Below are 13,079 nucleotides of genomic sequence, written 5' to 3' on the forward strand. Positions count from 1 at the left end.
CCGAACGGAACAGACATGACCAGCACAGGCGTAGCAACGGTCGGCATCCTGGGCGCGGGAAAGGTCGGCACCGTGCCCGCACGGCTGGCCCGTGCGGCCGGCTACCGCGTGCTCATCGCCGGGTCGGGCGACCCCGACAGGATCGCCCTCACCGTCGAAGTTCTCACCCCCGGCGCGGTCCCGGTCACCGCGGTGCAGGCGGCGGCGGAGGCGGACGTCGTCGTCCTGGCCCTCCCCCTCGGCAAGTACCGGAGCGTTCCGGCGGGGGCCCTGGAGGGCAAGCTCGTCATCGACGCGATGAACTACTGGTGGGAGATCGACGGCATCCGCGCCGACCTCACCGACCCGCGCACCTCGTCGAGCGAGATCGTGCAGGAGTTCCTGTCCGGCGCGCGCGTGGTCAAGGCCTTCAACCACATGGGCTACCACGACCTCGAGGAAGGGTCCCGGCCTACCGGCATCCCTGGCCGCAAAGCCATCGCCATCGCCGGTGACGACCCCGAGGACCTCATCACCGTCTCGCACTTGGTCGACGACTTCGGCTTCGACCCCGTCGTCGCGGGCCCGCTGGCCTCGGGGGTACAGCTGGAGCCGGGCACCGAGCCGTTCGGCGCCAACGTCGACGCCGAGGAGCTGCGCGCGATGCTCGACCGTTTCCCCGAGTCGGAGCGCGGACGGGCCGTCGCCGGCGCACGGGCCACCCTCGCTGAACCGGCGCCTGAGCCGTCGTAGGCATCGGAACGTCTCAGCCGCACCGACCTCGCTCACCTGCTTGACGTGTCATCCACATTCGATGGATTTAGATGACGCATCAACAGAAGCTCGAGAGGGCAGTCGCCGACAGGTCAGTCCAGGTGAGCCTCCAGCCACCGCAGGACCTCGGGAGTCACCGGGTCGGCGATGTCGGCAAACTCGTCATGTTTCTTCAGGAACTTGGCCACGTAGGGGCAGACCGGCACGATCCGCTTGCCTGAGGCGTGCGTGTCGGTGAGCGCCTGGCGCACCAGTTGTGCGGCCAGGCCTTGTCCGGCGTAGGCGTCGTCGACCTCCGTATGGAAGAACACACGCTGCTCACCGTGGTCGCGGTACTCGGTCAGGCCGGCGCGCTTGCCGTCGACCACGATCTCGTACCGATGGTGTGCGTCCACGCGCTCGACGACCGGATCAGCAGAAGGCCGGCTCATGAGGGGACCGTTCCGAGGGAGGTCAGCAACGCGGAGGGTTGCGGCGCGGCCTGATCGTGGCGTTGGGCAGGGCGGGCGCGGGAAGGCGGCCGCCGGGAAAGCTCTCGATGGTGCCGAAGCGTTCGGAGGAGGTCTCCCAGTCCTCGCGGGCCTTGGCGATGTCCTCGTGGGTGCGGCCGATGAAGTTCCACCACATGACGATCTCCTCCTCGAACGGCGTGCCGCCGAGCAGAATCGCCCGCGCCGGACCGTCCGACTCGTTCGTGAGCGTCAACGCGTCGGCGCCCGGCGGGACATAGCCCAGCTCCGCCCGGTGCAGCAGGGTGTCGGCCACACGGACGTCCCCGCTGTCCACGAGAACACCGTGCTCGAACTCGGCGTCCACGGAGAGAGTGATCGTCATACCCGGTTCGAGGACGATCTCGGCGCCGAGCAGCGGCGTGAACGTCCGCACCGGGGAGACCTCACCGGCGAGCGAGCCGAGGAAGACCCTGATCTCGGCCCCCTGGGTCCGCACCGGACGGGGCGCATGGTGCTGGAAGTCCCGGTCGGCGTTCCGGTGCTCTTCCGGCAGCGCCACCCACAGCTGCACGCCGTGGACGACGGTCGTGCGCGGGGTGGAGACCTCCGAGTGGGCGATGCCGTATCCGCCGGTCATGAGGTTGATCTCGCCGGGGCGCACCACGGCGTGGGTGCCGAGCGTGTCGCGGTGCTCGACCTCCCCGCCGAACAGCCAGGTCACCGTCTGCAGCCCGGTGTGCGGGTGCGGCGGCAGCGCCATGCCGCCCCTGTCGGCGACCTGGTCGGGACCGTAGTGGTCGGCGAAGCACCAGGCTCCGATCAGCGTCCGGTCCCGCTGCGGCAGCGTCCGCCGCACCGTCATCGACCGCGGTCCCCCCAGGGGCACGTCCCGCGCGGAGAGCACGTCGACCCGAGGCGCCCCGGCCGGCCGTACGTCGTCGACCGGTGCCCCGCATCTCATCACTGCCGACTCGGCTTCCACGTTGCTCACCGAGACCACCTCCCACGAATCTAGTTGCTGCATCAACTATCATGCCATGATCGCACAGCCGTCGCCCAGCAGAGCCGCGTGCGATAGCCGGCCTCGACCCCTCACAGACGACACGGCACCCCTCCATATATTGATTCAGTCAATATTGACAGAGAATCAGTCAAGCATGGACAGTCGAATCAAGTCCAAGGAGGGAACATGCCGATCAACCAGACCGGGTCCACCACGGTCAACGTGCCGCGAGGCCTCGCGGGTGTCGTCGTCACCGACACGGCCCTTGGTGACGTCAGAGGGCTGGAGGGCTTTTATCACTATCGCCAGTACTCGGCTGTCGACCTCGCGCGGACCCGCGGCTTCGAGGACGTCTGGTACTTGATGGTCCACGGCGACCTGCCGGAGGCTGCGCAACTGTCCGCGTTCACGGCGCAGACAGCGGAACTCCGTCGTCTGCCCGAGGACGTGCGCGCCGTACTTCCCGCCCTCGCCGCGGCGAGCGGCGCTTCCGGCCCGCTCGCCGGTCTACGGACCGCACTGTCCCTGCTCGGGGCCTCGAAGGGGTTCCGGCCGGTGTACGACATCGACGCCGACCAGCGGCGCGCGGACACGGTCGCGGCCGCGGCCGCCATACCGACGCTGCTGACGGCGCTGTACCGGCTCGGGCAGGGCCTCGAACCGGTGGAACCGCGGACGGATCTGCCGTACGCCGCGAACTACCTCTACATGCTGACCGGTTCGGAACCGGACGCGGACCGGGCGAGGGCGATCGAGCAGTACTTGATCTCGACCATTGACCATGGATTCAACGCATCAACGTTCACGGCGAGAGTGATCGCATCGACCGGGGCGGACGTGGCGGCCGCCCTGGTCGGCGCGGTGGGGGCACTCTCCGGTCCCCTCCACGGCGGCGCTCCGAGCCGCGCGCTGGACACGCTGGACGCGATCGGCAGCCGGGACCGTATCGACCCGTGGATCAGGCAACACGTCCTTGCAGGGGACCGCATCATGGGCTTCGGCCACCCTGTCTACCGCACCGAGGATCCCCGTTCCCGCATGCTGCGTGGCATCGCGGAACAGTTCGGCGGCCCGCTGGTCGACTTCGCGACCGAGGTCGAACAGCGCGTGGAGGCGATCCTGGCGGAGCTCAAGCCCGGCCGTGAACTCCACACCAACGTCGAGTTCTACGCGGGCGTGGTCATGGAACTGTGCGGCCTTCCACGGCAGATGTTCACCCCGACGTTCGCGGCGGCGCGAGTGGTCGGCTGGGGAGCGAACATCCTCGAACAGGCAGAGGACTCGAAGATCATCCGTCCCGCGGCGCGGTACGTGGGGCCTGAACCGCCGGTGGCGGTGCCGACGATGGCCTGACATGTCTCCTCCCTGGAATGGATTCGCCTGTGCATGGATGACTCAAACGTCGTCACTATTGATTGAATCAACATTCACTCAGCGCCGATACGGTGACCTCATGAGCGATCACGAACCCCTTCCCGACCTCGAGGGACGGCGGCTGACCACCAAGGAGGCCGCCGAGCTGCTCGGCGTGAAGCCCGAGACCGTCTACGCCTATGTGAGCCGCGGTCAGCTCGGCAGCCGACGGGTGCCAGGCGGCCGCGGCAGCACCTTCGACGCCAAGGAGGTGCAGGCGCTCGCCCGGCGCAACAGGCGGGACAGCGGCGGGAGTTCGGGCTCCGGCGGCGAACTGTCCGTGCGGACCCGCATCACGCTCATCGACACGGACCGGTACTACTTCCGGGGCGTCGACGCGACCGAACTGGCCGCGCGCCATTCCTACGAGGAGATCGCCGAGTGGCTGTGGACGGGGCGGATGCTTCCCGGCACGGCGTTCACGGCCCCCGACACCTCCGTCTCCGTCGCCCGACGAGCCGTCGACGCGCTGCCCGAACACACCTCGCCCACCGACCGGTTGCGGGTCGCGGCGATCGCCGCCGCGACCGCGGACCCGCTGCGCTTCGACCTGTCCGAGAGCGCCGTACTGGGCACCGCGCGCATCCTCATCCCCACCCTCGTCGCCGCCCTGCCACCGGTGCGGATCGGCCACCGCGACGAGGGCTCGCTGGCCGAGCGCCTGTGGGCGCGGCTCAGCGCGCGCAAGCCCGACGAGGCGTCCCTGCGCGCCCTGGACACCGCTCTGGGCCTGCTCGTCGACCACGACCTGGCCGCCTCCACCCTCGCCGTGCGGGTCGCCGCCTCGGCCCGCGCACACGCCTACGCGGCCGTCTCCGCCGGGCTCGGCGTGCTCGAGGGCCCGCTGCACGGCGCGGCCAGCGGGCTCGCCCACCGACTGCTGCTGGACGTGCTCGACCGCGGCGACGCGGGCCCCGTGATCGCGGACGAGCTGCGGGCCGGGCGCCGCATCCCGGGACTGGGCCACCGGCTCTACCCGGGCGAGGACCCACGCGCGCGTGCCCTGTTCGGCCTCCTGGAGGAGATCCCCCGCGCGGCACCCGCCCTCGCCGCGGCCCGCGACGTGGTGGCCACCACCGCCCGCCACACCCCGCTGCACGCCAACGTGGACCTGGCCCTCGCCGTGCTCACCGCCTCCTCCGGGATGCTCGCCACTGCGGGCGAGACGATCTTCGCTGTCGCCCGTACGGCGGGCTGGATCGCCCACACCCTGGAGGAGTACGGCGAACGCCCGCTGCGCATGCGGCCGAGCGGTCTCTACGTAGGCAACAAGCCACCTCAAGCGCTGCCGTAGCGGGACACCGGCACCGCCGGAAGTCGCCCCGAGCCAAGTCAGGTTAGGCTCACCTCTGTGAGTACGTGTGCATCCGTCTCCCGCGACCTCGACGAGCCCATTTCCGGGACCGCGGCGACCGCGAAGACCTGGCTGCTCCTCGAACAGCCCGGTCCGTGGGGCGCGCATGCGCTCACCTCGAGCCATCTGGACCCCGCGCTGGGCCGCGCCGTGGAACGGGCGGCGAAGGGCACGGGCGTACGGATTGCGCTCATTCGCCGCCCGGGGCGGCACGCGGACTGCGGCACACCGTCCGTGCGCCGGGTGTACGCGTCCCACACGGCTCCCGGGAACGTCTGGCTGCACAGCGCCGAGGTCCGCGACCCACGGCGCCTGCTCGATCTCGACTTCGCCGCGCTGGGCGCCGGTGACCACGACAGCTTCGGTTCAGCGCTCGACGGACGGCCCCACACAGGTGACCCGCTCGCCCTCGTCTGCACCAACGGCAAGCGCGACCGCTGCTGCGCACTCCTCGGCCGGCCCCTGGCCGCCGAGCTGTCCGCCTCCGGGGTCGACGGGGTCTGGGAGGTCACCCATCTGGGTGGACATCGCTTCTCGCCGACGCTGCTCGTCCTGCCGTACGGCTACGCGTACGGCCGGGTCGGGGCCCACGCCGTCAAGGAGATCCTGCACAGCGTCCAGGACGGACGGATCGTCGTGGAGGGCTGCCGCGGAGGCTCGGCCTGGGAGCGGCCCGGCCAGGCGGCGGAGCTGGCAGTGCGAACAGCGGCGGGCGAGTACGCGGCGGACGCGCTGAGCGTCGTACGGATGGACGGCGCGGCTCCGCGCTGGGAGGTGACCGTCGCGCATGTCGACGGACGCCACTGGCGGGTCGCCGTGGCCCAGAGCGCGTCCCTGCCGCCCCGCGCGGAGAGCTGCGGGACGTCGGTGCTGGGCTCGCCCGCGCGGATGGACGTGGTGGCGGTGCGCGAGCTGGCACCGTCGACAGCGCTGGCGAGCTGACCTGGGCGTACGACTTCCGTGCGATGACGGTCGTACGGCCTCCATGTGTTGATCAAGAGATCCACGCCACACACCCCTGCAGCAGCTCGTACCCGTCCGCGTACCGTCATGGGTATGAGCCCCACTCCCCCCGCACGACGCCTCCGCCTCGGTCTGCCGCGGCGGATGTTCTCGCAGCTGCTGCTGATGCAGCTCGCGATCGCCGCCGGGGTCACGGTGCTCGCGACCGGGCTCTTCCTCGCGCCGCTGAGCGACCAGCTGGACGACCAGGCGATGCGCCGGGCCCTCGCGATCGCACAGACGACCGCCGAGCAGCCGCAGATCGCGAAGGACCTGCAGAGCACCTCGCCGTCGGTGAACGGACCGGTGCAGGTGGAGGCCGAGCGGATCCGGAGGGCCACCCAGGCCGAGTACGTCGTGATCATGAACACGAGGGGCGTGCGCTGGTCGCACACCGACCCGCGGCAGATCGGCGGGATCGTCTCCACCGACCCCGCGCGGGCGCTGGCCGGCGAGCAGGTCATGGAGATCGACGACGGCACCCTGGGCCGCTCGGCCCGCGGCAAGGTGCCGTTGCGCGACAGCGACGGCGACATCATCGGAGCGGTCTCGGTGGGCATCGCGTACGACAGCGTGCGGGCCCGGCTGATCCACGCGATCCCGGGGCTGCTCGCCTACGCGGGCGGTGCCCTGGCCGTCGGCGCGCTCGCCGCCTGGCTCATCTCCCGGCGGGTCCAGCGGCAGACCCGTGACCTGGCCTTCTCCGACATCTCGGCGCTGCTCGCGGAGCGCGAGGCGATGCTGCACGGCATCAGGGAGGGGGTCGTCGCGCTGGATCGCAGCGGCCGTATCCGCCTCCTCAACGACGAGGCGCGGCGCCTGCTGGGAATCGGCGACGAGGCCGTCGGCCGCTCCCTGGACGAGGCGCTCGGCGAGGGCCGTACGACCGACGTACTGGCCGGCCGGGTGACCGGCACCGACCTGCTCACGGTGCGCGGCCAGCGGGTCCTGATCGCCAACCGCATGCCCACCGACGACGGCGGCGCCGTCGCCACCCTGCGCGACCGCACCGAGCTGGAGCAGCTGGGCAGGGAGCTCGACTCGACGCGCGGTCTGATCGACGCCCTGCGCGCCCAGGACCACGAGCACGCCAATCGGATGCACACGGTCCTCGGGTTGCTCGAACTGGAGATGTACGACGACGCCGTGGAGTTCGTCGGAGAGGTGGTCGGCGACCATCGCGCCACCGCGGAGCAGGTCACCGAGAAGATCAGGGACCCGCTGCTCGCGGCCCTGCTGGTCGGCAAGGCGACCGTCGCGGCGGAGCGCGCGGTCGCGCTGTGGATCTCGGACCGGACCTGGCTTCCCGATCGGCTGATCGATCCCCGGGGCATCGTCACGGTCGTCGGCAACCTGGTGGACAACGCGCTGGACGCCGTCGCGGGCACACCGCACGCGCGCGTGGAGGTCGAGTTGCGTGCCGAGGGACGTACGGCCGTTCTCAGGGTGCGTGACACGGGGCCCGGGATCCCCGCGGAACAGCGTGAACTGGTCTTCACCGAGGGCTGGTCCACGAAGAAGCCGCCGGCACACGGCAAGCGCGGCATCGGGCTCTCCCTGGTGCGCAGGCTTGCCGAACGTCAGGGCGGCAGCGCGGCGGTGACCGAGGCCGACGGCGGGGGCGCGGAGTTCACCGTCGTGCTGCCGGAGGCCCTGGCGGGCCCGGGCCTGGAACCGGCGCTCACCGTACCCGCAGTCGTCGAGGAGGAGTCGTGATGATCGAGGTCCTTGTCGTGGACGACGACACGCGTGTCGCGCGGGTCAACGCCGCCTATGTCGAGAAGGTGCCGGGCTTCCATGTGGCGGGCGAGGCGCACAGTGCGGCGGAGGCGCTGCGCCAGGTGGAGCTGCTGCCCCGGCTCGACCTGGTCCTCATGGACCACTACCTGCCCGACGAGACGGGTCTGTCGGTCGTCCAGGAGATGCGCCGCCGCGGCCACCAGACCGACGTGATCATGGTGACGGCGGCCCGGGACATCACCACGGTGCAGGCGGCGATGCGGCAGGGCGCGCTGCAGTACCTGGTCAAGCCGTTCGCCTTCGCCGGCCTGCGCGCCAAGCTGGAGGCGTACGCGGAGCTGCGCCGCACCCTCGACGGCGGCGGCGAGGCGGAGCAGGCCGAGGTGGACCGCATCTTCGGTGCCCTGTCCGCACCCTCGGAGCCGGACCTGCCCAAAGGCCACTCCCCCACGACCGCGGAGCTCGTACGGCAGTCCCTGATGAACGCCGAAGGCCCCCTGTCGGCCCAGGAGATCGCCGAACGGACCGGAGTGAGCCGCCAGACCGCTCAGCGCTATCTGAAGCTCCTGGAACGCACAGGACGCGCCCGCCTCACCCTGAAGTACGGCGACGCGGGCCGCCCGGAACACCGTTACGTGTGGGCGACCCGCGCCTGAGAGGGCACGGCCCGTGGGGGCGGGGGAAGGGAACCGTGCCCTCCCCTCTTACGGATGGCACCCCGTCGTCGTCTCGACGGCCTAGGCGGCTCCTGCCCCCGTGAGCGACCGCACCTCGGTCTCCGCGTGCTTGGCCTCGCCCGCCACCTCCGCCGAGGTGACCGTGCCGAGCCACCCGGCGAGGAAGCCCAGCGGGATCGAGACGAGGCCGGGGTTCTGCAACGGGAAGTACTGGAAGTCGACACCCGGGAACAGGGACGCGGGGCTTCCCGACACCACCGGCGACAGCAGCACGAGGACGACGGCCGGGATCAGCCCGCCGTACACCGCCCACACCGCACCCCGGGTGGTGAAGTCGCGCCAGAACAGCGAGTAGAGCAGCACCGGCAGATTGGCCGACGCGGCGACCGCGAAGGCGAGACCCACCAGGAAGGCGACGTTGAGGTCGCGGGCCAGGAGGCCGAGCCCGATCGCCACCACGCCGATACCGACGGCGGCGAGGCGCGCCACGGCGACCTCGCTGCGGGGCTTCGCGTTCCGTCGCCGCAGCGACACGTACAGGTCGTGAGCCACGGACGCGGAGGAGGCGAGGGTGATCCCGGCGACCACCGCGAGGATCGTGGCGAAGGCGATGGCGGCGACGATCGCGAACAGAACCGTTCCGCCTGTGGAGTCCGCGCCTCCGCCCAGGTCGAGGGCCAACAGGGGCACGGCCGTGTTCCCGGCCGCGTTGGACCCGCGCACCGCTTTCGGCCCCACGATCGCGGCCGCCCCGAAACCGAGGACGATCGTCATCAGATAGAAGCCGCCGATGAGCCCGATCGACCAGACCACCGAACGGCGTGCCGCCCGCGCCGTGGGCACGGTGTAGAAGCGCGAGAGGATGTGCGGCAGCCCCGCCGTCCCCAGAACGAGCGCGAGTCCGAGGCTCATGAAATCGAAGCGCGCGGTCCAGTCCTCACCGTACTTGAGCCCGGGCGCCAGGAACTTCTCGCCGTGCCCGCTGCGTTCGGCCGCGGTGAGCAGCAGCTGGTCGAAATTGCCGTGGAACCGCACCAGAACGAGCACGGTCAGGACGATCGTGCCGCTGAGGAGCAGGACCGCCTTCACGATCTGGATCCATGTGGTGGCCCGCATCCCTCCCAGCGACACATAGATCACCATGAGCGCGCCCACCCCGATGACCGTCCAGGTCTGCGCCGCCTCGCTGGTACCGCCGAGCAGCAGGGCGACCAGGCTCCCCGCGCCCACCATCTGCGCCACCAGATACAGAACGGACACCGTGACCGAGGACGTTCCCGCCGCGATCCGCACCGGCCGCTCACGCATCCGCGCCGCCACCACGTCGGCCAGCGTGAACCGCCCGCAGTTGCGCACCAGTTCGGCGACCAGGAACAGCACCACCAGCCATGCCACGAGAAAGCCCACCGAGTAGAGCATCCCGTCGTACCCGAAGAGCGCGATGAGCCCGGAGATGCCCAGGAACGATGCCGCCGACATGTAGTCACCCGCGATGGCAAAACCATTCTCCATCGGCGAGAAGAGGCGACCCCCCGCGTAGAACTCCTCCGCCGAACCGTGCCGGTTGCGGCTCACCCACGTCGTGATCGCCAGCGTGACCGCGACGAACGCGCTGAACAGCAGTAGCGCCAGTGTCTGATGGTTGCCCGTCACGAAGCACCGCCCCGGATACCCCGCGTCAGCTCCTGGGTGTCCCACCGCAGCTCCAGCGCCGCCCGATCCCTGCGCAGCCGCGCGTGCCGTGCGTACGCCCACGTGAGCAGGAAGGTGGTGAGGAACTGACCCAGCCCGGCGACCATCGCCACGTTCACCGCACCCGCCACCGGCCGTGCCATCAACCCGGGCGCGGTCGTCGCGGTCACGACGTACCCCACGTACCAGCCGAAGAACACGACGCACGCCGGCACGACGAACCTCCGGTACCGGCCGCGCACCTCCTGGAAGGCCGCACTGCGCTGCACCTGGAGGTACACGTCCGCAGCCGCCGCCTCCTCCCGCTGCGCCCGCCCGGCCTGAGCAACGGGCAGCGGCACAGGCGCACCGGCACCGCCCAACTCACCCCAGCCGGAGGCGAGCGCGTCGTACCAGGGGTCCTCGTACCTCACGGCTTCGGGCGCCTCGGCGAGTGCCGGGTCGTGACCGCCGTGGTGTTCGGCCGCACTTTCGGGACCACCCCCGACGCCGCGGGGACGACCGTTGCTTGACTGCATGCCCCAAGGATGGACAGAACGGGAAGATCCCCGACTCTTCTTCCCCTCGCGCTTCACCCCATCAGGTGACTCAACCCGCCGGAGGCCGCACAAGTCCCTTCGCATACGCGTAACGCACCGCCTGCGCCCGGTCCTTGAGCCCCGTCTTGGCGAACAGGTTGTTGATGTGCGTCTTCACGGTCGCGGTGGAGACATGCAGTCTTCTGGCGATCTCCTGGTTGCTGAGCCCATCGGCGATCAGCACCAGCACCTCGGTCTCCCGCCCCGTGAGCCCGTCCGGCGCCTCCACCGGCTCGGCCGGCTGCGGCTCGGGGTCCGACAACCGCTCCAGCAACCGCCGCTGGATACTCGGCGACAGCCCGGCGTCCCCGGACAGCACACTGTGCACCGCCCTGACGATCTCGTCCCCTCCCGCGTCCTTCGTCAGATAACCGCGCGCACCGGCCCGCAGCGCCGGGAACAGCGACTCGTCGTCCGCGTACGTGGTGAGCACCACCACCTGGGTGCCGGGGTGCTCGGTCCGGATCCGCCGGGTCGCCTCCACGCCGTCGCAGCGGGGCATGCGCAGGTCCATCAGCACCACGTCCGGCGCGAGTTGGGCCACGAGCCGCACCGCCTCGTCCCCGTCTCCTGCCGCGCCGACGACCTCGACACCGGGCAGCAACCCGAGCAGCATCACGATGCCCTCCCGGACGACGGTCTGGTCGTCAGCGACCACCACCCGCGCGGTCGTGCCCTGGACCTCCTCCGTCATACGGGCACCTTCAGCGTCACCACGAACCCCTCCTCGTCCGGCCCGGCCTCCAGTGAACCGCCGAGCAGTTCGGCACGCTCCCGCATGCCCAGCAGACCGTACCCGGCCCCCGCAGCGGTGAGTTCGCCCGGCGATCCCCCTGAGTCCCGTACGCCCAGGGTCACTTGATGTTCGCCGTAGTCCAGTCTCAGCCGCACCTTGGCGCCCGGAGCGTGCTTGCGGACATTGGTCAGCGCCTCCTGGGCCACCCTGCGGACAGCCTGCGAGGCTTCGGCCGGCAGTCCCCTGCGCTCACCCGTAATGGTGACCTCGGCATCGGCGGTCGTCTCCACGAGCTGGGTCAGGAAGTCCTCCAGCGGCGTGAGATCACCGCGCAGCGCCGAGAGAGCCTGCCGGGTCTCGGCGAGCCCGTCCCGCGCCATCCCCCGTGCCGCCACGACCCGCTCGAGGATCTGCTCCCGGTCGGCGCCCCGCTCGATCAGGAGCCGCGCGGCCTCCAGGTGCACGAGCTGCGCCGAGAGGCTGTGCGCCAGCACGTCATGGATCTCCCGTGCGATGCGGGCCCGTTCCGCGAGGGCCGCCGACTCCGCCTCCGCCTCCCGCGCGGCCCGCTCCTGCGCCAACAGCCGCTGGGCGTTGCCACGGGCTTCGGCGTCGAGGCGCAGGGTGTAGCCGGCGAGTGCCAGCCCGGCCGCCGTCACCGCGGTCGTCAGCCACGCGTCGTCGTTCATCGCGGCGAAGGCCGCGAGGGAGACCGCCGTCACGGGCAGCGCGGCGGCGAGGGGGAGTCGCTCCAGGGCGCTGATGGCACAACCGCACCAGATGACGAGAGCCACCGTTGTGAAGTCGGCGGCCTGTCCCACGACTGCGATCCCCACGAGCACGGCGATGAGCGCGATCGACGGCAGGAGCCGGTGCGCCAGCGTGGCGCGCCAGAACGCCCAGGCGACGAAGGCGGTCAGCAGCACTCCCGCAACGGCCCCGGCCACGCCCCATCCATGGACGTGCGTGCTGTCGTAGGCACCCCACAGCAGCATGCCGATCACCAACAGCCGCACGACCCAGCCGATCAGCCGCCGGGATCGCGCGGCGCCGTCACGGCCCAGCGCCTCCCGTGAAGGCCAGCGTGTCCAGGCATTGTCCGTCACACACGCTCCTTCCATGCGGGCCGGGGCATGCCGTCACCGTACGCCGCGCCCTGTGCGGGAGCCGTGTGCGGGGACCGGGCCCGCAGGGCGAGGATCCCGGAGCGGACGAGCAGCGTGGCTGCCAAGGCGAGGAGCAGGGCGGACGACTCCTGGTGGACGCCCAGTGCGGCACCGAGGGCGTAGAGGCCGGCGCGGAGGGCTATGCCGACGAACCAGACCATGCCGCTCGCCTTGGTGCTCCTGCTCCACACGGCTCCGTCCGGCTCCGTCCATATGCGGGTGGTCCAGCCCCAGGCGGCTCCGGTGGCCAGACCGATGAGCAGCTCGGCGGTGAGCAGGACGACCGACGCCGTGTGGTGACGGGCATCGACGATGCCGGGCTCGCGCAGCGCCACGACACCCAGGACGACGGGCAGCAGCCACCAGCGCTGTCCCGCGTCGATCTGCTGCGCGCGGAACTGGCGCGCGATCACCAGGGCGACCACGGTCACGATCAGAAACGCGTCGACCAGCCCGGACATCGGAGCCTCCGTGAGCGAAGAAGGGCCGTGCCGGCAGCGAGTGCTGCCGACG

The 13,079-nt window shown here is 71.0% G+C and carries 12 protein-coding genes and 1 pseudogene; 6 read left to right on the top strand and 7 right to left on the bottom strand.

All coding sequences use genetic code 11. The annotated features are described in order from the left end of the window. Positions 1–9: 9 nt before the first annotated feature. Positions 10–732 (top strand): annotated as a pseudogene (locus QF037_RS13560) (NADPH-dependent F420 reductase); the annotation flags it as partial. A gap of 113 nt (positions 733–845) precedes the next feature. On the opposite strand, the gene QF037_RS13565 reads toward QF037_RS13560, so the two are convergent. Further along, the gene (locus QF037_RS13565) at positions 846–1,184 is read right to left on the bottom strand and encodes a GNAT family N-acetyltransferase (protein WP_307024981.1); all 339 of its coding nucleotides are present in this window, start codon (positions 1,182–1,184) and stop codon (positions 846–848) included. Between the two features lie 22 nt (positions 1,185–1,206). Then, on the bottom strand, positions 1,207–2,196 hold the full coding sequence (locus QF037_RS13570) for a pirin family protein (RefSeq protein WP_307024983.1): 990 nt from the start codon (positions 2,194–2,196) through the stop codon (positions 1,207–1,209). A 198-nt stretch (positions 2,197–2,394) separates the two neighbouring features. On the opposite strand from QF037_RS13570, the gene QF037_RS13575 reads away from it, so the two are divergent. The 5 genes from QF037_RS13575 (at position 2,395) to QF037_RS13595 (ending at position 8,373) form a co-directional block, all read left to right on the top strand. Continuing rightward, the gene (locus QF037_RS13575) at positions 2,395–3,561 is read left to right on the top strand and encodes a citrate synthase (RefSeq protein ID WP_307024985.1); all 1,167 of its coding nucleotides are present in this window, start codon (positions 2,395–2,397) and stop codon (positions 3,559–3,561) included. A 100-nt stretch (positions 3,562–3,661) separates the two neighbouring features. Beyond that, entirely contained in the window at positions 3,662–4,915 is a 1,254-nt protein-coding gene (locus tag QF037_RS13580) for a citrate synthase (protein ID WP_307024987.1), read from the top strand. Positions 4,916–4,972: 57 nt separating this feature from the next. Then, positions 4,973–5,917, top strand: coding sequence for a sucrase ferredoxin (locus QF037_RS13585; protein ID WP_307024989.1), 945 nt, complete (start codon positions 4,973–4,975; stop codon positions 5,915–5,917). Between the two features lie 114 nt (positions 5,918–6,031). After that, positions 6,032–7,693: a sensor histidine kinase gene (locus tag QF037_RS13590; RefSeq protein WP_307024991.1), complete on the top strand. Its 1,662-nt coding sequence runs from the start codon at positions 6,032–6,034 to the stop codon at positions 7,691–7,693. Next, on the top strand, positions 7,693–8,373 hold the full coding sequence (locus QF037_RS13595) for a response regulator (RefSeq protein WP_046257064.1): 681 nt from the start codon (positions 7,693–7,695) through the stop codon (positions 8,371–8,373). The genes QF037_RS13590 and QF037_RS13595 overlap by 1 nt, the downstream gene beginning before the upstream one ends. Positions 8,374–8,454: 81 nt before the next feature. Here QF037_RS13595 and QF037_RS13600 read toward each other — a convergent pair whose 3' ends face one another. The 5 genes from QF037_RS13600 to QF037_RS13620 form a co-directional block, all read right to left on the bottom strand. Further along, positions 8,455–10,047 carry a solute symporter family protein gene (locus QF037_RS13600; RefSeq protein WP_307024993.1) on the bottom strand — a complete coding sequence of 531 codons (1,593 nt, stop codon included), beginning with the start codon at positions 10,045–10,047 and terminating at the stop codon, positions 8,455–8,457. After that, positions 10,044–10,604: a DUF485 domain-containing protein gene (locus QF037_RS13605; RefSeq protein ID WP_307024996.1), complete on the bottom strand. Its 561-nt coding sequence runs from the start codon at positions 10,602–10,604 to the stop codon at positions 10,044–10,046. The genes QF037_RS13600 and QF037_RS13605 overlap by 4 nt, the downstream gene beginning before the upstream one ends. Positions 10,605–10,674: 70 nt before the next feature. Beyond that, positions 10,675–11,358: a response regulator transcription factor gene (locus QF037_RS13610; protein WP_307024998.1), complete on the bottom strand. Its 684-nt coding sequence runs from the start codon at positions 11,356–11,358 to the stop codon at positions 10,675–10,677. Then, positions 11,355–12,506, bottom strand: coding sequence for a histidine kinase (locus tag QF037_RS13615; protein ID WP_307025000.1), 1,152 nt, complete (start codon positions 12,504–12,506; stop codon positions 11,355–11,357). The genes QF037_RS13610 and QF037_RS13615 overlap by 4 nt, the downstream gene beginning before the upstream one ends. Continuing rightward, on the bottom strand, positions 12,503–13,027 hold the full coding sequence (locus QF037_RS13620) for a DUF1453 domain-containing protein (protein WP_307025002.1): 525 nt from the start codon (positions 13,025–13,027) through the stop codon (positions 12,503–12,505). The genes QF037_RS13615 and QF037_RS13620 overlap by 4 nt, the downstream gene beginning before the upstream one ends. Between the last annotated feature and the right edge of the window lie 52 nt (positions 13,028–13,079).

It is taken from the genome of Streptomyces canus, assembly GCF_030815415.1.
In the GTDB taxonomy this organism is placed as follows: domain Bacteria; phylum Actinomycetota; class Actinomycetes; order Streptomycetales; family Streptomycetaceae; genus Streptomyces; species Streptomyces canus_F.